Source organism: Streptomyces sp. Tek67B01 (assembly GCF_055231995.1).
The window spans coordinates 4,741,062-4,761,034 of the sequence record NZ_JBUYUY010000001.1; the positions used below are offsets into that span (position 1 = coordinate 4,741,062).

The window sequence follows — 19,973 nt, forward strand, 5'->3', positions numbered from 1 at the left end:
TGACCGGTCAGCTCATGCCTTCCTCTCCACTCTCCAGCGCCCAAGCGGCACGAGCCGCTGTGGCTGCCCGCTTGCAGGGCCTCATGCAAGACGCTGGCCTGACAGGGCATGAGCTGGCCGCTCTGTGCGGCTGGCACAAGTCGAAGTCATCCCGGATCGCGCGGGGCAAGACGCCGCCCTCGGACGCAGACATCCGTGCCTGGTGCGCTGCCTGCGGGGCCGACGATTACGCAGCCGATCTGATCGCTGCGTCCCGAAACGCAGAGTCAATGTACGTCGAGTGGCGGCAGATCCACCGTGACGGGATGCGGCGCATCCATGAGCAGACCGTCCCGCTGTACCAGCGGACCCGCTCCTTTCGCGTGTACGCCTCGAACGTCATGCCGGGGATGCTCCAGACCCCCGGCTACGCGACAGGGCTCCTACGGTCCATCACGGCCTTTCAGGGGACACCGGACGATGTGACGGACGCCGTGCAGGCTCGGACCCAACGGTCCCGCGTGATCCGAGAGGGGGACCATCGGTTCGCCCTGGTGCTCGAAGAGACGGTTCTCTACTACCGGGTGAGCGACGATGCCGCGATGGCGGCACAGCTTGAGCACGTGCTCGCGGTGATGGGACAGCCGAACGTATCCCTCGGCATCATCCCCGCGCGGGCCCGCCGGACCGTCTGGCCGCTCGAAGCCTTCTACGCCTTCGATGATCGACAGGTGGCAGTGGAGACCCTCACCGCAGAGATCAACCTGACCACGCCCGGCGAGATCCGTACGTACCTCCGGGCCTTCTCCGAGCTGTCCCGATCCGCCGTGCGCGGAGCCGAAGCCCGCGCCCTGATCACGATGGCTCTCGCTGCCCTGGGGTGAATCCGTGCAACCGCGTGCAACAGCGTGGACCCCTCACAAGCCCGCTCCCTACGGTCTGTTCATCGACCTCGGAAGCGACAGGGAGGGCGCGACGGTGACGAAGACGGAACCCACGCGGTGGCAGGAAGCGCCGGTAGAGCTGCCGATCCGGGAGGAGCGCCCTGCGCCCCGTCCTGTGCCCGGCTGCCCCGAGTGCGCGCGGCTCGGCCAGCTCCGGAAGGCGGCTGGGATGGAGCACGACAGCACCACGGTCGCTGACTGCAACATCCTGCTCCGGATGCACGGGACCGGCCACTGATGGACATGCAGACGTGGAGGGACGCCAGGACTCTGGCGACGGACGCGACGGAATCCATACGTGCGGCACTCGCTGCGCTCGGAGTTCCCGAGTCCGCGTGGAGCAGCGTCCGACCCGTGGTGACGCACAGCGGGCAGGCGTACGTCCATCTCGGGATGATCCGCGCTGATGCGGTCGAGCAGATCGCAGAGGCGCTGCGGGTGCCCTCGGCTCCTTGAGCCGCTCACAGAATCCTGTCACCGCCACCCTCCCGGCGGGGGACAGGTAGACCCCCGACCGGACAAGGCTTGAACAGGGACAGGACGTGTCCCGTCTGAGTTGACGTGCTCAGGTTCTCCCCCCGGTCCGCCCCTTGGCTGGGGTGCCGCCCTGGGCGGTGAGGGCGCCGCTCCGGACCCAGGGAAGCCGGGGCGTCCACTCCAAGACTTCCGTCCGCTACGGGCGGGGGACGGCCCTCTCTGGGCCGTCAGCAGATCAGGAAGGGCACAACGATGACCGACCTGTACGGGCTCCCCATCGAGGGAGCCGAGTTCTCGAAGGCGTGCGGCGGCAGTACCCACCCGGACGGCGAGGCGTGCGTGATCCTCGCGAAGATCGGGCCGGACGCGTGGGCCATGGGCGACAGCAAGCGCCCGGACGCTGAGCCGCTGCGCTTCACCACGGCCGAGCTGGACGCGGCGGGTATCGACCCCGCGCGCTTCGACCTCTCCGCCTGATCCACGGCACCACCTGAACTGACGGCCCTGCCCTCACGCCGACGAGCGGGGCCGTCGTCATCTCTCGGAACGGAGCAGCGGTGCACCACCACGGTTACGCATGGGTGGGGGAGAAGAAGACGTTCGACAGGGAGAGCGTCCGCAGACCGCCCGGCCAGGCTCCGGCGGCTACCAGTGAGCAAGAGGTGCACGACCGGTACCGGGAAGCCGTGGCAGTCTTCCCGACTACCGACCTCCCTCCGATCCAGACGGCGCACTGGCTGATGAAACCGCCCTCGACGATCCGAGGGACGTGGGCGGAGCCCAAGGAGGCCGGCGAGTGGCTGGGCCTTCAGCTCGCAGAGTTCGCACCCCGGTTCGCCTCTGAGCAGGATCGGGAAGTGACCAGGCTGGTTCTCCTGGTGAAGAGTGCGGTCGAGCGGCTGACGTGGGGAGGGGACGTGTCCCTCGGCCACTACCTGAAGGGCACTGTCTTCCACTCCGTCGCTCTTGTGACGTGCTCACCGAACCGCTCAGCTCCGGACCTGGCCTGTCCCGCCCGGTAGGCCAGTGCATGACAGCGGCCCCCGGCGTATGCCGAGGGCCTGTCTGTGTCCGTGTGCGCCTGTCTCAGGCGCTCTCGCCGAGGTGGCGGTACAACGTGGCACGACCGATCCCCAGGGCCTTGGCGATGGCCGTGACGCTGTCTCCCTTGGAGTGCCGGGCACGGGCTACGGCAAGCGTGTCGTCGTCCACTACGGACGGCCGCCCACCGACGTTGCCCTTACGGGCCGCAGCCTCCAGCCCTTCCAACGTCTTCTCTCGGATGCCTTCCCGCTCCACCTCGGCACTGACGGCGAGCACGGCGAACACGATGGCACCTGCCCCGTTGGGGTCGTACACCCCCTGAAGGGGACCGGACAGGAGTTCAAGTTGGATGCCGTCCGCCTGAAGGGTGGAAGACAGCGTCATCAGCTCCGCCGCACTGCGGGCAAGCCGCTTCATCTCGACCACGGTCAGGATGACCGGCTGATTTGGTGCGGCTGCCTTGATCTCCCGTGCCAGGGTGAGCGACTTTTCCAGCTCCGGCCGCTCCTTCACGCGGGTACTGATCTTCTCCGAGAACACGCGGGTGCAGTCGGCACGGGCAAGCATGTCCAACTGCGACTGAAGTTCCTGTCCGACGGTTGAGCAACGGGCGTAGCCCAGTCGGATCGCTGCGCCCGGTACCGCGTCGGGCACCTGTGTGACAGGAGCGCCCTGTGTCCACGCCTTACCGGGGTTGCGGTCGGCCGGAGTCTTCACGGTCAGTTCTGCCTTGAGCGCGGGCACCAGGGCGAAGCGGCCCGTGTGGTAGTTCGCCGCCACCTTGCCCGTGGTCGTACGGCAGGGGCTGCCGGCGGGGGCATCGCACTTCGGGCAGGCGTGACGTTCGACCTGGGCGGCCGGGGTGCTCGTGGTCATGACGAGACCGTCTCACAAACGTGTCCCGAAAGCCAGTCTTGAGGGAGATGTTTCGGGACGGGTTATGAGACGTCCGAGCGTGGGTGAAACGGACACGCGCCGAGTCCGGCCCGGCCGTCCCGAAAACGAAGGTTTGTGAGACGCGTCTCGGTACGCTCTTCGTCATGTCTGACGAAGCGGTCCTGCCAAGCCATCTCGATGGGCTTCCGATCCTCCGATCGGAAGAGGAGATGGAGGAGATACAGCGGCACATGTCTCTCCTGGTGGGTGAGGTGGCGAGGCAGAGTGCTGCGCTGGAGTACTACCTGCGCCAACTGATGACCCGCCTCATCGACAGCAAGTACGCCGAGGTTGTGGCTGCGGGACTTGGAGCGTATGAGCTGATCGATACGTGTACGGCGCTCGTGAAGATCAATCGGGAGATCACGGAAGCGCAGCGCACCGAGTGTCGCTCCACACTTGCGACCCTCAAGCCCCTGCTCGCCCGACGGAACCACTTGGTGCACGGCATGTGGTCGCCGGAGCATGTGCTGGAGACTGAGTCGCTACCCAGCGCAGCGTGGGCGCTTGTCAGCAAGAGGCGTACGGCTGCGGCCTCCATCGAGATCTCCTACGAAGAAGCGGAAACCTTGGCCTACGAGTTGAGTCGGGCGGGCTCCGGAGTCTTCGACTGGATCTGCCGCTCCCTTCTTGTGCAACTGAGGAGAGAGCAGGTAACCGAGCCCCCCGAGGGCGCGAACGGGGGTGGGGTGTGACCCCTGGCGCGAAAATCCGGACCGCCTCGTCTTACCGGCCAAGATCGCGCCACAGTTTCAGGGTTGACGAAGGTGCGACGGGGACCTCGGAGCCGGCGTCCGCGGGGCGCCGACGGTGGTGGCGCGAATCGCGGCATCAAGATCGACACGAAGGGGCGCAATGGTCTCCTCCCAAATGGTGCGCCGCCGTGTCGCGTGCACGTAAAGCCCGTGGCAGTGGCGGCGGATGAGGCCAGCGCAGTTCGCGACCTCATCCGGACCGACCTCTCGAATCCGGTGACAACTGTCGTGCACCTCCTCGTACAGCTCGCGCAGCATTCCGCTGTGGGCATCGGGCGAGTAGACCGCTCGACGAAGTTGTCCCAACGCATTCTGGAGGTTGCGATACTCGGCGCGTCGGGCCTCAAGGAGCCATCGATCACGTTCGGCCTCGGCTGCACTGCGAGCCAGCTCCAAGGCGCCCCGATGGTTCGCCTCAGCAAGCTCCATGGCCGCTCGATGGCTCTCCCTTGCCTGCGCCAGGGCTGTGCGCATCTGCCACCGGGCCACGAGCACACTGACAGGAATGCCTGCAAGGGCGAGGACTGCCGTAATGCCAGCAAGAGTCACGGCGGCAATGGTGCATTACAGATCGCCCCGGCGGGCTCGATTGAAATGCTCGTCGGTCACAGCCTTGCACCCGCGCGCAGCGGCGACGGTCAGGATGCGGGTGAGCGGAGTGTCCGGGGCCAGTGGCTCGGTGTCGATGATCTGAAGAGCAAAGCAAACACGTGAATCAGGCCGAACCTTCCCCAGCCGTGAACGCCTCGGTCTCGTAGCGCGCCATCGCCTCGCGGCGTTCCTTCGCGTACTGCGCTTCAACGTCCTCAGCCGTGATCCCCATGCCCTCCATGATGGGGTTCAAGACCCTCTCGCTGAAGCGTTCGTCGGTCTGCGTGAAGAGCCGACAGTCCGCCTTCAGGTCCGCGCACAGCCGGCCCCGGCCAGTGTCGCTGATCATGTCCTGGATGCGCTCGCGCCAGAAGTTGTGAACCAGGTCGTTACGCCGCTTCAGGCTCCTGGTGAGATCGTCGATGACCTCTGGGTAGGCGCTGGTGTGCGGCTCGACGCGTTTGATGAGCTTGCCCATCATGTCCTTGAAACCTTGAGTCCAGGGGTCGCGGATGAGCTGCTCTCCCTGCTCCCTCGCCGTGATGATTCTGGTGAACGCGAGCAGGTTGACGAGAGAGTGTTCGAGGCAGTTGGCCTTGTAGATGGCCAGCCCGAAGAGGGCGTACACGGTTTTGTGGTCCGTGTCGTTGTCGTACTCATCGTCCGGCTCAGGCGCCGCTTCCTCGCGCCAGGTTGGCTCGTGCCTGACGACGTACAGTCCATCCATGACTGCCAGTGTGCTGGCAAGGCGAGCCAACGCGTAGCGAATTTGGCGTTCACCACTGGCTCCCCTGAGCCAACCGAGTCGGTTGACCTGTGGGGGTGGGGGATGACCCCTTGCGCCCTTCAACGGCGACCGCCATGTCATACCGGCCAAGATCGTGCCACGGTTTCAGGGCTCTCTGGCTGGCCTGTACTCCAGTCGGCGGCGGCGTAGCGCCTGGTCACAGGCTTGCGCTGCCTCCTTGGTGACGGCGGAGGAGTGCGCAGAACGGAGCCTTACGTCCTGTGGGGCGCGGCAGCGCCCCCTTGGGCTTGATCCTGTCGGCCCCCTTCGGGGCCGCTCTGCCGTAGAGGCTTCGGACTGTAGCGGCCGTCCGGCCGCCCATGCTGCTTACTGCTTCGCCGCCTGCCACTTGGGGCGCTGCCGCGCCCCACTTCGCTTGCCGTAGGCCGAAGATGCCTTCCTCTGTCGGCCCCTTCGGGGCCGCAACTGTGAGGACAAAAAGAAGAGAGAGGAGACGAACGTTTCCGCAGGTGAGGTGCCGACCCGCTACACGTGAGGCGTGTGCTGGCTACATGCGACGGATGCAGTAATCACCGGTCGAGGTGAAGGCGGCACGGTACCGGTGCGCCCTTCCTCTTCTGGAAGAGGTGGTAGGGGAGGAGCAGCCAAGCGGCCCCCGACCGGGGAGAGACAAGGGCGAGTTGCCTGGCGCGGGCCAGAGCGTTGTTCGTGCTCTGATCGGACAAGGGCTTGCCCTCCTTGCCCAGCAGTGCTGCGAGCTTGCCGGGACCAAAGCTTGCGTGTCCCTGGCGGTCGGCCCACCCGAGGGCTGCGAAGTGGATGCGGTAGGCGAGGGGGTGCCGGGGGTCTCGGGCCATCCGCTGGTACTCCTGTTGGGAGACGCCGCCCCAGGTGCGGCCCTGTCCGAAGTCGATGCTGCTCGTACTCATCGGCCGGTCGCCTCGGCGCCGGCGCAGTCGTCGTGCGTCTCCCCGTTGGCGAGCGGTGATGCGCAGACCTCACAGGTCCAGACGATTTCGATGGTGATGTTCAAGGGGTGGCGACCTCCTGGCGGCGGCCGAGAGCAGCGCGTAGCTGTACCTCGGCGGGTGAGTGGAAGTCGCGCAGTACCGTCCTGCGCTTCGGGGTGCCCTCGGCTTCCCCTGCCAGCCCCTTGGGATGGCGGCCCCTTCACGGAGTGGCCAGCTCTACCGCCGTCACGCGACGGGAGCTACGGTGTCCGCTCCTCGAAGAAGCGGGAGGATCTTCTTACACGGCAGGTTGTTCGGTCGTCAACCTGATCGGAGGAGCCCCCGCCCTTCGTCCGGCGGGCGAGACAGGGCAGGGGCAGGGGTCCGTCAGAGCTTGGCGGCGAACTCGTCGCTCTTGATGACGAGACGCTCGCGCACATCGCGAGGGATCTTCAGCCGCAGGTGCACGGAGGGAGCGCGCACGCCCTTGACCTTGGTTCGAGTCACCTCGCACGTGACGCCGACGCGGCGCAGATCCTCGGCCATGGCTTCCATGCCTCCCGACTCCCACACTTCGCGGAACGTCTTCCCGTTGTGGACGAGCGTCCAGCGGTCCTGCGTGGTCTCGGGGTCGATCGCGCTCAGTTCGTCGGTGAGCTTGTCGAGCGTCTTCTCCGCCTGCTGCTGAGTGAACCGCGTCTTCGTGTAGCGGGCTCCCGGCTCAAGGCCCGTCATGTAGTAGGCGATGGCCTCTTCAAGTCGCTTCACCTCGGCCCGAGCCTCCGCCCCCTGCGCGTACTCCCGAACCTGTACGGGGAAGTCGCCGAGGACTCTCAGTACGTCGTTCACGAGCACGTCGTACACACCCTGTGGATCGGGTGCGCCGAGCCCCCCGCTCTTGCACTTCTGGCACCGGAGGTACTGGTACTGGCCGAACTTGTTGGTCGTGACGTGCACGGTCATGTTCGACGTGCAGTCGACACAGGTGAGGACTCCCAGGAACTGTGTCGCGCCGTGCGTCTGGCGCTGGGGCTGGTTCTTGCCGCGCCGGTCGATGGCCTCCTGGAGTTCCTCGTACTCCTCCTTGGTGAAGATGGGATCGGCCACCCTGATCGGCTTGCCGTCGTGTCCGAGTATCAGCTTCGAGCGGCGTACGCCGCCGTTCATGTTCTCCTCCACCCGGTAGCCCATGAGCGCCGGGTTACGGAGGCGCCGGAGGAGAGTCGAGGTAGTGAGCCCTGGGGACATGAGCCCGGAGCGGACGAGGCACAGAGCCATGCGCCGGGCAGACACTCCCCGAAGTGCCATGCGGCGAGCCCAGTGCAGCGCCTTGTGTGCGTTCGGCTCGATGGCAAGGGAGGGCTTTCCGTTCGCCTTCGTGGTGACGAAGCCGTACGCAGGCTTGCCGACGAACCACGCGTCCTGAGTCCGCGTGTAGTCCCACAGCGACGCGACCCGTGTCGACGTGTTCGCCGCCTCGATCTCGGCGATGCCACCGATGAGCGTGACCATCATCCGGCCCACAGTCGATTCGAGGTCGATGCTGTCGTTCTTCGACACGAGGTTCTTCCCGTACCGCTCGCACCACTCGATCATGGTCGAGAGATCCGACATGCGGCGGATGAACCTGTCGAGCTTCCAGAAGAGCAGGACATCGAACTCCGGGGCCCGGTTGTTGAGCCACTCGCCCAGCTCCTTCCGCTTCCACGGCGGAACCTTCGTCGCCGACACGTTGAGATCAGAGGCGACGCCGACGACGCGGCACCCCTTCTCTCTTGCCAGGAGGCGGAGGTCCAGTTCCTGACGGACGGGGGACGTCGTGTCCTCAGTCAGTACAGACAGGCGGATGGACAGCAGGGCGCGCGGAGCGTCCGCAGGGAGTAGTGCCTCCGCCTTCTTCAGGTCCTCCAAGAGGGCCAGGTCTGAGGCAGTCCACTCCGTCTCGACGGCATACGTCTTCATGAGCCGGAGGGTATGTGTGGATGTGGACCTGTGTCCATCTGCCCTCAGATGGACAGCCACATCCAGATCGGCCCCACGGGCCAGAAGCTGCTCCCGCTCACGGTCGTGAAGTGACCTGAGCCCGCGCTCCGTGACGTGCCCCCACCCGATCCGGTGGGGGCACGTTCATTGGGCCCCCTCGCCGCAACGGTCGGAGGGTTTCGCGTGTCCTTACAGGTATGGAATTCGACAAGCGGCAGCACGCGGAGCCCGGTGACGGTTGCCTCGTGGGGGTTGTCCGGGTACCCGTCAAGATCGTGGCGTTGATCGTCGTACTGCCCGTACGGGTGGTGTGGGATCTGCTCGTCGCCTTCGGGCGGGCCGTGCGGCGGCATGTGCTGGGGCCCCTTTACGCGTACGTCCTCCAGCCGGTGCTACGCGGGATCGGGTGGGCGCTGACCGTGCTGCTCAAGCTCGTGTTCGTCTGGCCGTGGGTCGGGTTGTGGCGGTTCGTGGTGGAGCCGGTGTACCGCCATGTGCTCGCGCCGGGCGGCCGGTTGTTGTACGCGTACCTGCTCCGTCCGTTGGGGACGGCGCTCTCCTGGATCGTGCGCGGCGGCATGCGCTACCTGCTCGCCCCGCTGGCCAAGGGTGTGGCGTGGGTCGTGTGGGCGCTCGCCATGAGCCTGTTCGTCTGGCCGTGGGTGGGGCTGTGGCGGTACGTGCTGGCGCCCGTCGGCCGGGGTCTGCTGTGGCTCGGCGGAGTCCTCCACCGGTATGTGCTCACCCCCGTCGGGCACGCGTGCGCGTGGACCGGCGCGGTGCTGTGGCGGTATCTGCTGCGGCCCGTCGCCCACGGGGTGTACCGGTACGTGCTCGTGCCGCTCGGCCGGGCGCTCGTCCGGGCGTGGCACGTCGCCGGCCGGATCGTACGGACCGCGTGGCGGGCGTTCCGGTTGGTCGGGTGGGTGCTCGTGGGATGGCCCGCGTCGCAGGTGTACCGGCACGTGCTGACGCCGGTCGGACATGTCGTACGCGAGGTGTGGCGCACCGTCCGCGTCACCGTCCGCGAGGTCCGGGCCGACGTGCGGAAGATGCTGTTCGGGGCCCCCGGCCGGGAACCGGGGAGGTCACGGGCGCGTACTCTGGGTAGTACGACAGCCGTGGGCGACACGCCCGCCCGCGAGACCTCCCTGCGCGCGCCGCAGGGGTGAGCCGCCGGGCGGAGAGTGGCCCGCCGGCTCACCAGACCTCAGGGCGACGCGCGAGCCGCGGAGCCCCGCACAAGGAGAAGAACCACTGGGCAAGCGACAGCCCGAAGGCCCGCCTCCCGCACCGGTGGTGCAGCGCATCCGACTGCGCTACACCAAGCGCGGCCGCCTCCGGTTCACCAGCCACCGGGACTTCCAGCGTGCCTTCGAGCGGGCCCTGCGCCGCTCCGAGGTACCCATGGCGTACTCGGCAGGCTTCACCCCGCACCCCAGGGTCTCGTACGCGAACGCCGCGCCCACAGGCACCGGCAGCGAAGCCGAGTACCTGGAGATCGCCCTCGCCGAGCCCCGCGACCCCGCGACGCTCCGCGAGCTGCTCGACGAGTCGATGCCGGTCGGGCTCGACATCGTCGACGCCGTCGAGGCCCGGACCTCCGGGCTGGCCGAGCGGCTCACGGCCTCCGTGTGGGAGCTGCGCCTGGACGGCGTGGACCTCGCGGACGCCGAACGGGCCGTGAGCGCCTTCCTCGCCGCCGAGACCGTCGAGGTCCAGCGCCGCACCAAGAACGGCATGAGGACCTTCGACACCCGAAGTGCGGTGGTCACCCTCGAAGCGCGTCCCGCTCCGGTTGATAGGCCACTGGACAATGCCTGTGCGATACTGCGGCTGGTTGTTCGGCATCTGACACCTGCCGTGCGACCCGACGACGTCCTGTCTGGTCTCCGAGCTGTGGCCGACCTGGCGCCGCCGGTCCCCGCAGCGGTGACCAGGCTGGCGCAGGGGCTCTTCGACGAGGAGTCCGGCACGGTGACCGACCCGCTCGCGCCCGACCGCGAGGCTGACACGGCCGCCCCATCCACGGCCGCCGTAGCAGCCGACGCGAAGGCTCTGGAAGGTCCCGCCGCGTAAGGAACGCCGTTGTCGCGCCGCCCTGGCACCCGGGAGCCAACCGGGTCGGGCAGCGCACAGACCTGAAGACTTCCGCCAGGCCGTACCGACAACGCGTACGGAACCGGCGGCCACGAACTGAGCTCCCGTGTGGCGAACGCGCCCCGGAGGCCGGCTCCACGCCCATCGCGCGAAGCCGTGCCGGACCGGATGTCAGCCGCGGCGCCCGGGAGCGTGACGGGAGAACCGCCCGCATGCTCGACAACGAAACCGAGAACACCAATCCCACCGCCGCCGGCAACGCCGACAGCGGAACCCCGAGCGACAGCCTGCCGCCGCGCAGGCGTCGTCGTGCCGCTTCCCGGCCCGCCGGCCCGCCCGGTGCCGCCGAGGCCGCTCCGGCCGCCGCCGCACCGGCTCCGGCCGAGGAGGCCGCCCCGGCCGCCGCTCCCGCCCCGCGTGCCCGTCGCCGCGCGACCCGCGCCGTGGCCGCCCCTGCCGCCGACACCGTGGCCGAGGTGGTGGTCGAGGCTCCGGCCCCCGCCGCCGCCGTGGAGGTTCCCGAGGTGGAGGAGCCGGCCGCTCCCGCCCCGCGTGCCCGTCGCCGCGCGACCCGCGCCGTGACCGCCTCCGAGGCCCCGGCCCCGGCCCCGAAAGAGTCCGCTCTTGTGGTGGAGGAGCCGGCCGCTCCGGCCCCGCGTGCCCGTCGCCGCGCCACCCGCGCCGTGACCGCCCCCGAAGCCCCCGCCGCAGCCCCCGCGGTCGAGGCGCCCGCGGCCGAGGCCCCCGCTCCGGTCGCCGAGGAGGTGTCCGTCGTGGAGGAGCCCGCCGCTCCCGCGCCCCGCGCCCGTCGCCGGGCCACCCGCGCCGTGTCCGCCCCGGAGGCCCCGACCGCCGAGGCTCCCGCCGCCCCCGCGGTCGAGGAGCCGGTCGCCGCCAAGGCCACCGTCACCGTCGCCGACGCCGTCGACTCCCCGAAGCGCGGCGGACGCCGCCGCGCCACCCGCTCCGCCGCGGCCCCGGCCGCCCCCGCGCAGCCCGTCGCCGCGGCCGAACCCGAGGCGCCCGCCGCCCCGGCCCCGTCCCGTGGCGGCCGTCGCGCCGCGCGTCCCGCCGTGGCCGTGTTCCAGGCCCCTGTGTTCGCCGAGCCGATGTTCCAGACCCCGGAGACCGCGGCCATGGCCGCCGCAGCCGCTGCCGCCGCCTCCCGCGCCGAGGAAGCCGAGGAGGAGGACGAGACCGAGACCGAGGCCCCGGCCGCCGCGGCCCCCGCCGCGCAGCCGGCCGGACGTCGCCGTCGCCGTGGCCGTGGCGCCGTCGAGGCCGCCCCGGTCGCCGAGTCGGCGCCCGTTTCGATGGCCGACGTGGAGATGCACGAGGCCGAGGAGCCCGAGGCGGAGGCCGAGGCCGCCGACCTCGACGACGAGGACCTCGACGGCGAGCGTCCGTCGCGTCGCCGCCGTCGCGGTGGCCGTCGCCGTCGCCGCGGTGAGGCCGCGGACATGGACGAGTCCGCCGACGAGGACGCCGAGGCCGAGGCCGCCGAGCAGGAGACCGACGAGGAGGCGGAGGAGGACGAGTCCGACGAGTCCGGCGCCCTGGGTTCCAGCTCCAGCCGTCGTCGCCGTCGTCGTCGCCGCCGCAGCGGTGACGGGGGTACGGACGTCGAGGCGTCCGAGGAGGACGGGGTCCGTACCGTCGTCAAGGTCCGTGAGCCGCGTCCGGCCCGCGAGAAGGCCGAACCCGGTACGGGCGCGGACGAGGTCCAGTCCATCAAGGGCTCGACCCGTCTGGAGGCGAAGAAGCAGCGCCGCCGCGAGGGCCGCGAGCAGGGTCGCCGTCGGGTCCCGATCATCACCGAGGCCGAGTTCCTGGCCCGCCGGGAGGCCGTCGAGCGCGTGATGGTCGTCCGCCAGGCGGGCGAGCGCACGCAGATCGGCGTCCTCGAGGACAACGTGCTCGTCGAGCACTACGTGAACAAGGAAGAAGCCACCTCCTACGTCGGCAACGTCTACCTGGGCAAGGTCCAGAACGTGCTGCCGTCGATGGAGGCCGCCTTCATCGACATCGGCAAGGGCCGCAACGCCGTCCTGTATGCCGGTGAGGTCAACTTCGAGGCGCTGGGCATGGCCAACGGCCCGCGCCGCATCGAGTCCGCCCTCAAGTCGGGCCAGTCGGTCCTGGTGCAGGTCACCAAGGACCCGATCGGTCACAAGGGTGCCCGTCTGACCAGCCAGGTGTCGCTGCCCGGCCGGTACCTGGTCTACGTGCCCGAGGGCTCGATGACCGGTATCAGCCGCAAGCTGCCCGACACCGAGCGCGCGCGTCTGAAGACCATCCTCAAGAAGATCGTCCCCGAGGACGCGGGCGTCATCGTGCGCACCGCCGCCGAGGGCGCGAGCGAGGACGAGCTGCGCCGTGACGTGGAGCGTCTGCAGGGGCAGTGGGAGGACATCCAGAAGAAGTCGAAGCAGATCACGACGTCTTCGCCGAGCCTGCTGTACGGCGAGCCGGACATGACGGTCCGTGTCGTGCGCGACATCTTCAACGAGGACTTCTCGAAGGTCATCGTCAGCGGTGACCAGGCGTGGGAGACCATCCACGGCTACGTGTCCCACGTGGCGCCGGACCTCGCGGACCGGCTGTCGCGCTGGACCTCCGAGGTGGACGTCTTCGCGACGTACCGGATCGACGAGCAGCTCGCCAAGGCGCTCGACCGCAAGGTGTGGCTGCCCTCGGGCGGTTCCCTCGTGATCGACAAGACCGAGGCGATGATCGTCATCGACGTCAACACCGGCAAGTTCACCGGTCAGGGCGGCAACCTGGAGGAGACCGTCACCAGGAACAACCTGGAGGCGGCCGAGGAGATCGTGCGCCAGCTGCGGCTGCGCGACCTGGGCGGCATCGTCGTCATCGACTTCATCGACATGGTGCTTGAGTCGAACCGGGACCTGGTGCTGCGCCGGATGCTGGAGTGCCTGGGCCGGGACCGGACCAAGCACCAGGTGGCCGAGGTCACCTCGCTGGGTCTGGTGCAGATGACCCGCAAGCGGGTCGGCCAGGGTCTGTTGGAGTCCTTCTCCGAGACCTGTGTCCACTGCAACGGTCGCGGTGTGATCGTCCACATGGACATCCCGACGGCGGCCGGCGGCGGTGGCAACGGCAAGCGTTCCAAGCGTCGCGCCGGTCGCGGTCACGAGCACGACCACGAGACCGAGGCCGTCGAGACGGTCGAGGCCGTCGACGTCGAGGAGTACGAGGCCGAGACGGAGGCGGAGGTCGCGGCCGAGATCGCGGCTCCGCGCGCGCTGCCCGAGCCGGAGTTCGTCGCGGGCGAGGAGCTGTACGGCAGCCCGGCCGAGGCGGAGGCCGCCGCGGGGATCAGCGGTCGGCGCAACCGTCGCCGTGCGACCCGCAAGGCGACCGCTCCGGCGGGCGCCCCGCGCGGTGCCGCCGCCGTCCCGCCGCGGGCTGCGGCCGAGCCGGCCCCGGTGACCCCGGTCATCGAGGAGGAGCCGGTGACGGCGCCCGCCGACACCGTCCTGGAGCCGGCCGCCGAGGTCGTCGAGGAGGCCGTGGAGGCCGCCGAGACGGTCGTGGCCGCGCCGGTGGAGGAGGCGCCGAAGGGCCGTACGCGTCGCCGTGCGACCCGTAAGGCGACCGCTCCGGCGGGTGCCCCGGCGGCTTCGGTCGAGCCGGAGGTGGTTGAGACGGTGGTCGAGGCCGTGGTCGAGCCGGCGCCGGTCCCCGTGGTGGAGGCCGTCGTCGCGGCCGAGCCCGAGCCGGTCGTCGCGGAGGAGGCCCCGCAGGCCCCGACCGAGGCCGCTCCGCCCCGCGCGCGCCGCCGTGCCACCCGTAAGGCCACCGCTCCGGCCGGTTCCCCGGCGGGGGCGGCCGAGGCGGCCGTCCTGGTCGTCGAGACGCCGTCGGCGGAGCCGCAGGCCCCCGCCGAGGCGCCGGTGGAGGCGGAGCGGCCCGCGGCCGAGGCCGAGGAAGCCGCTCCGGTCGTCGCCAAGAAGGCCGTGCGCAAGACGGCCGCGAAGAAGGCGACCACCACCGCGGCCAAGAAGGCCCCGGCGAAGAAGGCCCCGGCCAAGAAGGCGGCGGCCACCAAGACCGCCACCGCGAAGAAGACGGCCGCCAAGAAGGCCACCACGGCCACCACGGCGGCCAAGAAGGCCCCGGCCAAGCGGGTGACGAAGAAGACCGCGGCGGCCGAGCAGCAGACGCCGCCGTCGGTCTCGGCTCCCGCCGAAGGCTGATCCGTCGTAACGACCGTGGGCCCCGCCTCTCGGCGGGGCCCACGGCCTTGCGGAGGCCGGTTTGACCCCCCGGAACCAGCCCCGTAACCTAGACCGTCGGCATGTCCTAGATGATTTCCACGTCTAGTGCGCGTCGCGCTCCTGAGCACCTTCCTCCCATTCGCTGCGTCTGTGCGCCGCGCGGGAGAGGCCGCTCGTCCAATCCGGATCACCGTGGGCCCCGGCCCATGTGAGCGGCTGGCTTCAGGAGCATCCGTCCCGAGTGAGAGAGAGATCCGCGTGTACGCCATCGTGCGCAGCGGTGGTCGCCAGCACAAGGTTGCTGTTGGTGACATCGTTGAGGTTGACAAGATTTCCACTGCCAAGGTTGGCGACACGGTCGAGCTCTCGACCCTGCTCGTTGTCGACGGCGACGCCGTGACCAGCGACCCGTGGGTGCTGGCCGGGATCAAGGTCCAGGCCGAGATCGTGGACCACCACAAGGGCGCCAAGATCGACATCCTGCGCTACAAGAACAAGACCGGCTACCGCCGTCGCCAGGGTCACCGCCAGCAGTACACGGCGATCAAGGTCACCGGTATCCCCACGGCTGCGAAGTAAGAGGGACTGAGACATGGCACACAAGAAGGGCGCATCGTCCACCCGGAACGGGCGCGATTCCAATGCCCAGCGGCTCGGCGTGAAGCGCTTCGGCGGTCAGGTCGTTTCCGCCGGCGAGATCCTCGTCCGCCAGCGCGGCACCCACTTCCACCCGGGTTCGGGTGTGGGTCGTGGTGGCGACGACACGCTGTTCGCGCTGCAGGCCGGTGCTGTCGAGTTCGGCACGCACCGTGGCCGCAAGGTCGTCAACATCGTTCCGGCCGCCTGATCTCAGCTCTGCTGAACCGGCGTACGTAACTTCCCGAGGGCGGATCTCAGCTCTTCCCGGCGCGAGCCGGGAAGAGAGGTCCGCCCTCGGCGCGTTGGTCATATAGACCACGTTTAATGGGCAGTGGTAGCAATACGGACTGTCCGGGACATTTCCCGTATGTATCTGGAGGAACACCCATGACCACCTTCGTGGACCGCGTCGAGCTGCACGTCGCCGCGGGTAACGGGGGCCACGGCTGCGCCTCCGTTCACCGGGAGAAGTTCAAGCCGCTCGGCGGCCCCGACGGCGGCAACGGCGGCCGTGGCGGCGACGTCATCCTGGTGGTGGAGCAGGCGATCACGACCCTGCTGGACTACCACCACAGCCCCCACCGCAAGGCCACCAACGGCAAGCCCGGCGAGGGCGGCAACCGCTCCGGCAAGGACGGCCAGGACCTGGTCCTGCCCGTGCCGGACGGCACCGTCGTCCTCGACAAGGAGGGCAACGTCCTCGCCGACCTCGTCGGTCAGGGCACCACGTACGTCGCCGCCGAGGGCGGCCGCGGGGGCCTCGGCAACGCCGCGCTGTCCTCGGCCCGCCGCAAGGCGCCCGGCTTCGCGCTCCTCGGCGTCCCGGGCACCACCGGCGACATCGTCCTGGAGCTCAAGACCGTCGCCGACGTGGCGTTGGTCGGCTTCCCGAGCGCCGGCAAGTCCTCGCTGATCTCGGTGCTCTCCTCCGCCAAGCCGAAGATCGCGGACTACCCCTTCACCACCCTCGTCCCGAACCTGGGCGTCGTCACGGCCGGCTCGACCGTCTACACGATCGCCGACGTCCCGGGCCTGATCCCGGGCGCCAGCCAGGGCAAGGGCCTGGGCCTGGAGTTCCTGCGCCACGTCGAGCGCTGCTCGGTGCTGGTGCACGTACTGGACACCGCCACCCTGGAGTCCGACCGCGACCCGATCGCCGACCTCGACGTCATCGAGGAGGAGCTCAAGCTCTACGGCGGCGGCCTGGAGAAGCGCCCGCGGCTCGTCGTCCTCAACAAGGTCGACATCCCGGACGGCCAGGAGCTCGCGGACATGGTCCGCCCGGACCTGGAGGCGCGCGGCTACAAGGTCTTCGAGGTCTCCGCGGTCGCCCGTACGGGTCTCAAGGAGCTCTCCTACTTCCTCGCCGAGGTCATCGCGAAGGCGCGCGCCCGCAAGCCGAAGGAGGAGGCGACCCGCATCGTCATCCGCCCGAAGGCCGTGGACGACGCCGGCTTCACCGTCACCTACGACGAGGTCGAGGACGTCTACAACGTGCGCGGCGAGAAGCCCGAACGCTGGGTCCGTCAGACCGACTTCAACAACGACGAGGCCGTCGGTTACCTCGCGGACCGGCTCAGCCGACTCGGTGTCGAGGAGGCCCTGAAGAAGGCAGGCGCCCGCGCCGGTGACGGCGTGGCCATCGGTTCCGACGAGAACGCCGTCGTCTTCGACTGGGAGCCGACCATGATGGCCGGCGCCGAGATGCTGGGACGTCGTGGCGAGGACCACCGCATGGACGCCCCGCGTCCCGCGACCCAGCGCCGCAAGGAGAAGGACGCCAAGCGCGGCGACTCGGCGCAGCAGGAGTACGACGAGTTCCGCCCGTTCTGAGGGGTGACCGGTCCTGTTGAGGTGACCTTTACCCGGGTCGCCTAGGATCAACTGGGTGACCAGCACCAATGCCGCCACCGTATCCATCGTGGTGATCGCTTACAACGACGCCGGGCTCGTGGGCGAGGCCGTTACCTCGGCTCTCGCCCAGGGCCCGGTGGTCGCCGAGGTCCTCGCCGTCGACGACGCCTCCTCCGACGACACCGTCAGGGTGCTGGACGAGCTGGCCGCCCTGCACCCCAAGGTGAGGGTCCTGCGCCGCACCGAGAACAGCGGCGGCTGCGGAACCCCGCGCAACGACGGGATCGCCGCCGCGACCGCCCCGTACGTCCTGTTCCTCGACAGTGACGACGTCCTGCCGCCGGGTGCGGCCGACGCCCTGGTGAGCGCCGCGCGGGAACACAAGACGCCGGTGACCGTGGGCGCGTGCGTGCGGCGCGAGCTGCCGCAGTACCAGGACGTGCCGTGGGTGCCCGGGCTGTACACCGCCGGTGACGTGATCGAACGTCCCGCCGAGCGCCCCGAGCTGGTCCGCGACACCCTGTGCGTCAACAAGCTCTACGAGCGCGCATTCCTGGACGAGCACTCCATCCGGTTCCCCGACGGCCGCTTCCGCTACGAGGACTTCGTCTTCACCGCCCGCGTGCTGGCCGCCGATCCCCGCGTCGCGGTGATCGACGACCTCGTCTACGTCTGGCACGTGCGCCGCGACGCCGCACAGGTGTCGATCTCCCTGGACCGCAAGGACGTCGGCAACTGGCGTTCGCGCATCGAGGCCCACCGCACCGCCTCCCGTGTCCTGGCCGAGTCCTCGCCGGATCTGGGACACGCCTGTCAGGTCAAGTTCCTGGAGTACGACCTGCGCATGTACCTGCGCGAGATCGGCCGGGACCCCGAGTACCAGGCCGCTTGGTGGACCTTGACGCGGGACTACCTGGCCGGTTTCGCCGACGCCGACATCGAGGCCGCCGGGGCGCACGCGCGGTGGATCGTACGGGTGTTGCGGGCCACCGCGACCCCGCCCGCCGACCTCGCGCGTCTCGCCCGTTTCGCCGCCGAACCCCCGCGCCTGGAGCCCCCGTACGCGACCGCCCCGGACGGGCTGCCGGTGTGGAGCGAGGAACTGCCGGTGGAGCTGGACCGGCTCGCGGAACTGCCGATCGCGGGGCTGCCCGTCACCATCGACGCCCGGGCGGCGGGCGTCGCGACGCTGCGCCTGCGGGTGCGCGACCTGTACGGGCGGCTCGCCGCGGCCGGGCCGCGGACCGCCCGGCCGCTGTTCCTGCCGCGTTCGGGCGGGGAACCCGTACGGGGGGAGCCGGTGGAGTTGCGCCCGGCGGCCGACGGCGACGGCTGGGTCTGCGACGTGCCGTTCCGCCTCACCACGCTCGCGGAGGCCGGACGGCGTCAGGGCCGGCGAGGGATGCAGGCCTGGGGCGTGCAGATCGGCGTGGAGTGTGCCGACGGGAGCTCCCTGGTCACCTCCCCGCGCCCCCTCGATGACCTGCTGCGCCGACGCGCCCTGCTCAGTAGCCGGTACGGTGTTCTGTTGGCGCAGCCGTACCGCACGGCCGGCGGGTCGCTGGCGGTCCGGCTCGCGCCGGGCGCGGCGGGTGCGCTCAGCTTCGTGCGCAACCGGCTCGGCAGGGCCAAGGCGGCGCTGCGGTCGGGCTGAGGGCCGAGTGCCCTCCGCCGCCGGCACGGGGCAAGACCACAGGACAGACAGGACTCGGGAGCTAGGCATGACATTTCTGATCACCGGTGGCGCCGGGTACATCGGCGCGCACGTCGTCCGCGCGATGCTGCTCGCCGGCGAGAAGGTCGTCGTCCTCGACGACCTCTCCACGGGCGACGAGAGCCGCGTCCCCGAGGGCGTCCCGCTGGTGATCGGCTCGGTCCTGGACCGGCTGACCCTGGACGAGACCATCGCGCGGCACGAGATCACGGGCGTGGTGCACCTCGCGGGCAAGAAGCAGGTCGGCGAGTCCGTCGAGAAGCCGCTGTACTACTACCACGAGAACGTGCAGGGCCTGACGGTGCTGCTCCAGGCCGTGGCCGCCGCCGGGATCCGCAACTTCCTGTTCTCCTCCTCCGCCTCCGTCTACGGGATGCCGGACGTCGACCTCGTCACCGAGGACACCCCCTGTCTGCCGCTGAGCCCGTACGGCGAGACCAAGCTGGCCGGCGAATGGCTGGTCCGCGCCGCGGGCAAGGCCCACGGCATCTCCACCGCCTGCCTGCGCTACTTCAACGTGGCGGGCGCCGCGACGCCGGAGCTCGCCGACACGGGCGTCTTCAACCTCGTCCCGATGGTCTTCGAGCGCTACAGCGCCGGTGAGGGCGCGCGGATCTTCGGCGACGACTACCCGACCCCGGACGGCACCTGCATCCGCGACTACATCCACGTCGAGGACCTGGCGGACGCCCACGTGGTGGCCGCCCGCAGGCTCGCCGAGTGGGGCGCGCAGGGCCAGTACCAGGACCTCACCGTCAACATCGGCCGAGGCGAGGGCGTCTCCGTCCGCGAGATGGTCGAGTTGATGAACGCCCACACCGGGCACGACCTCGCGCCCGTGGTCACCCCGCGCCGCCCCGGTGACCCGGCGAAGGTGGTGGCCTCGGCCGACAAGATCGCCGCCGAGCTGGGCTGGAAGGCCAAGCACGACGTCCGCGAGATGATCACCTCGGCCTGGGCCGGCTGGGAAGCCAACCGCAAGGGCGCCCTCGACCCCGCCGGACGCTAGCCGACACGT

The 19,973-nt window shown here is 69.8% G+C and carries 17 protein-coding genes; 13 read left to right on the top strand and 4 right to left on the bottom strand.

What is annotated here, in order from left to right; all coding sequences use genetic code 11:
- The first annotated feature begins 14 nt into the window (after positions 1-14).
- The 3 genes from ACV7NM_RS21275 (at position 15) to ACV7NM_RS21285 (ending at position 2,422) form a co-directional block, all read left to right on the top strand.
- Positions 15-863 carry a helix-turn-helix domain-containing protein gene (locus tag ACV7NM_RS21275; RefSeq protein ID WP_463411753.1) on the top strand — a complete coding sequence of 283 codons (849 nt, stop codon included), beginning with the start codon at positions 15-17 and terminating at the stop codon, positions 861-863.
- Positions 864-1,652: 789 nt separating this feature from the next.
- Positions 1,653-1,877, top strand: coding sequence for a DUF397 domain-containing protein (locus ACV7NM_RS21280; RefSeq protein ID WP_463411754.1), 225 nt, complete (start codon positions 1,653-1,655; stop codon positions 1,875-1,877).
- An 80-nt stretch (positions 1,878-1,957) separates the two neighbouring features.
- A complete protein-coding gene (locus ACV7NM_RS21285) occupies positions 1,958-2,422 on the top strand; it encodes a hypothetical protein (protein ID WP_463411755.1) in 465 nt (154 codons plus the stop codon).
- Positions 2,423-2,486: 64 nt separating this feature from the next.
- Here the strand turns inward: ACV7NM_RS21285 and ACV7NM_RS21290 are convergent, their stop codons facing one another.
- A complete protein-coding gene (locus ACV7NM_RS21290; RefSeq protein WP_463411756.1) occupies positions 2,487-3,320 on the bottom strand; it encodes a recombinase family protein in 834 nt (277 codons plus the stop codon).
- Between the two features lie 164 nt (positions 3,321-3,484).
- Here ACV7NM_RS21290 and ACV7NM_RS21295 point away from each other — a divergent pair, with 164 nt between their 5' ends.
- Together ACV7NM_RS21295 and ACV7NM_RS21300 are read left to right on the top strand one after the other, a co-directional pair.
- Complete coding sequence (locus ACV7NM_RS21295) at positions 3,485-4,075, top strand: hypothetical protein (protein ID WP_463411757.1); 591 nt, start codon at positions 3,485-3,487, stop codon at positions 4,073-4,075.
- A gap of 210 nt (positions 4,076-4,285) precedes the next feature.
- Positions 4,286-4,849, top strand: a complete 564-nt coding sequence (locus ACV7NM_RS21300; protein ID WP_463411758.1) for a hypothetical protein — start codon at positions 4,286-4,288, stop codon at positions 4,847-4,849.
- A gap of 1 nt (position 4,850) precedes the next feature.
- Here ACV7NM_RS21300 and ACV7NM_RS21305 read toward each other — a convergent pair whose 3' ends face one another.
- From ACV7NM_RS21305 to ACV7NM_RS21315, 3 genes are all read right to left on the bottom strand, one after another.
- A complete protein-coding gene (locus ACV7NM_RS21305; RefSeq protein ID WP_463411759.1) occupies positions 4,851-5,453 on the bottom strand; it encodes a hypothetical protein in 603 nt (200 codons plus the stop codon).
- Between the two features lie 590 nt (positions 5,454-6,043).
- Positions 6,044-6,403, bottom strand: coding sequence for a hypothetical protein (locus ACV7NM_RS21310; RefSeq protein ID WP_463411760.1), 360 nt, complete (start codon positions 6,401-6,403; stop codon positions 6,044-6,046).
- A gap of 408 nt (positions 6,404-6,811) precedes the next feature.
- Positions 6,812-8,386, bottom strand: a complete 1,575-nt coding sequence (locus ACV7NM_RS21315; protein WP_463411761.1) for a recombinase family protein — start codon at positions 8,384-8,386, stop codon at positions 6,812-6,814.
- A 218-nt stretch (positions 8,387-8,604) separates the two neighbouring features.
- Between ACV7NM_RS21315 and ACV7NM_RS21320 the strand changes: the two genes are divergently transcribed.
- The 8 genes from ACV7NM_RS21320 to galE all read left to right on the top strand — a co-directional run bounded on the left by ACV7NM_RS21320 (position 8,605) and on the right by galE (position 19,964).
- The gene (locus ACV7NM_RS21320; RefSeq protein ID WP_463411762.1) at positions 8,605-9,579 is read left to right on the top strand and encodes a hypothetical protein; all 975 of its coding nucleotides are present in this window, start codon (positions 8,605-8,607) and stop codon (positions 9,577-9,579) included.
- Positions 9,580-9,706: 127 nt separating this feature from the next.
- Entirely contained in the window at positions 9,707-10,486 is a 780-nt protein-coding gene (locus tag ACV7NM_RS21325) for a TIGR03936 family radical SAM-associated protein (RefSeq protein ID WP_463414018.1), read from the top strand.
- Positions 10,487-10,719: 233 nt separating this feature from the next.
- Positions 10,720-14,727 (top strand): Rne/Rng family ribonuclease, encoded by a 4,008-nt coding sequence (locus ACV7NM_RS21330; protein ID WP_463411763.1) that lies wholly within the window; start codon positions 10,720-10,722, stop codon positions 14,725-14,727.
- Between the two features lie 279 nt (positions 14,728-15,006).
- On the top strand, positions 15,007-15,327 hold the full coding sequence (gene rplU / locus ACV7NM_RS21335; RefSeq protein ID WP_030159347.1) for a 50S ribosomal protein L21: 321 nt from the start codon (positions 15,007-15,009) through the stop codon (positions 15,325-15,327).
- A gap of 13 nt (positions 15,328-15,340) precedes the next feature.
- Positions 15,341-15,595, top strand: a complete 255-nt coding sequence (gene rpmA / locus ACV7NM_RS21340; protein WP_048480572.1) for a 50S ribosomal protein L27 — start codon at positions 15,341-15,343, stop codon at positions 15,593-15,595.
- Positions 15,596-15,774: 179 nt separating this feature from the next.
- Positions 15,775-17,220 carry a GTPase ObgE gene (gene obgE, locus ACV7NM_RS21345; protein ID WP_463411764.1) on the top strand — a complete coding sequence of 482 codons (1,446 nt, stop codon included), beginning with the start codon at positions 15,775-15,777 and terminating at the stop codon, positions 17,218-17,220.
- Positions 17,221-17,275: 55 nt separating this feature from the next.
- A complete protein-coding gene (locus tag ACV7NM_RS21350; RefSeq protein WP_463411765.1) occupies positions 17,276-18,895 on the top strand; it encodes a glycosyltransferase in 1,620 nt (539 codons plus the stop codon).
- Positions 18,896-18,962: 67 nt separating this feature from the next.
- Positions 18,963-19,964: a UDP-glucose 4-epimerase GalE gene (gene galE, locus ACV7NM_RS21355; RefSeq protein WP_463411766.1), complete on the top strand. Its 1,002-nt coding sequence runs from the start codon at positions 18,963-18,965 to the stop codon at positions 19,962-19,964.
- The last annotated feature ends 9 nt before the right edge of the window (positions 19,965-19,973 follow it).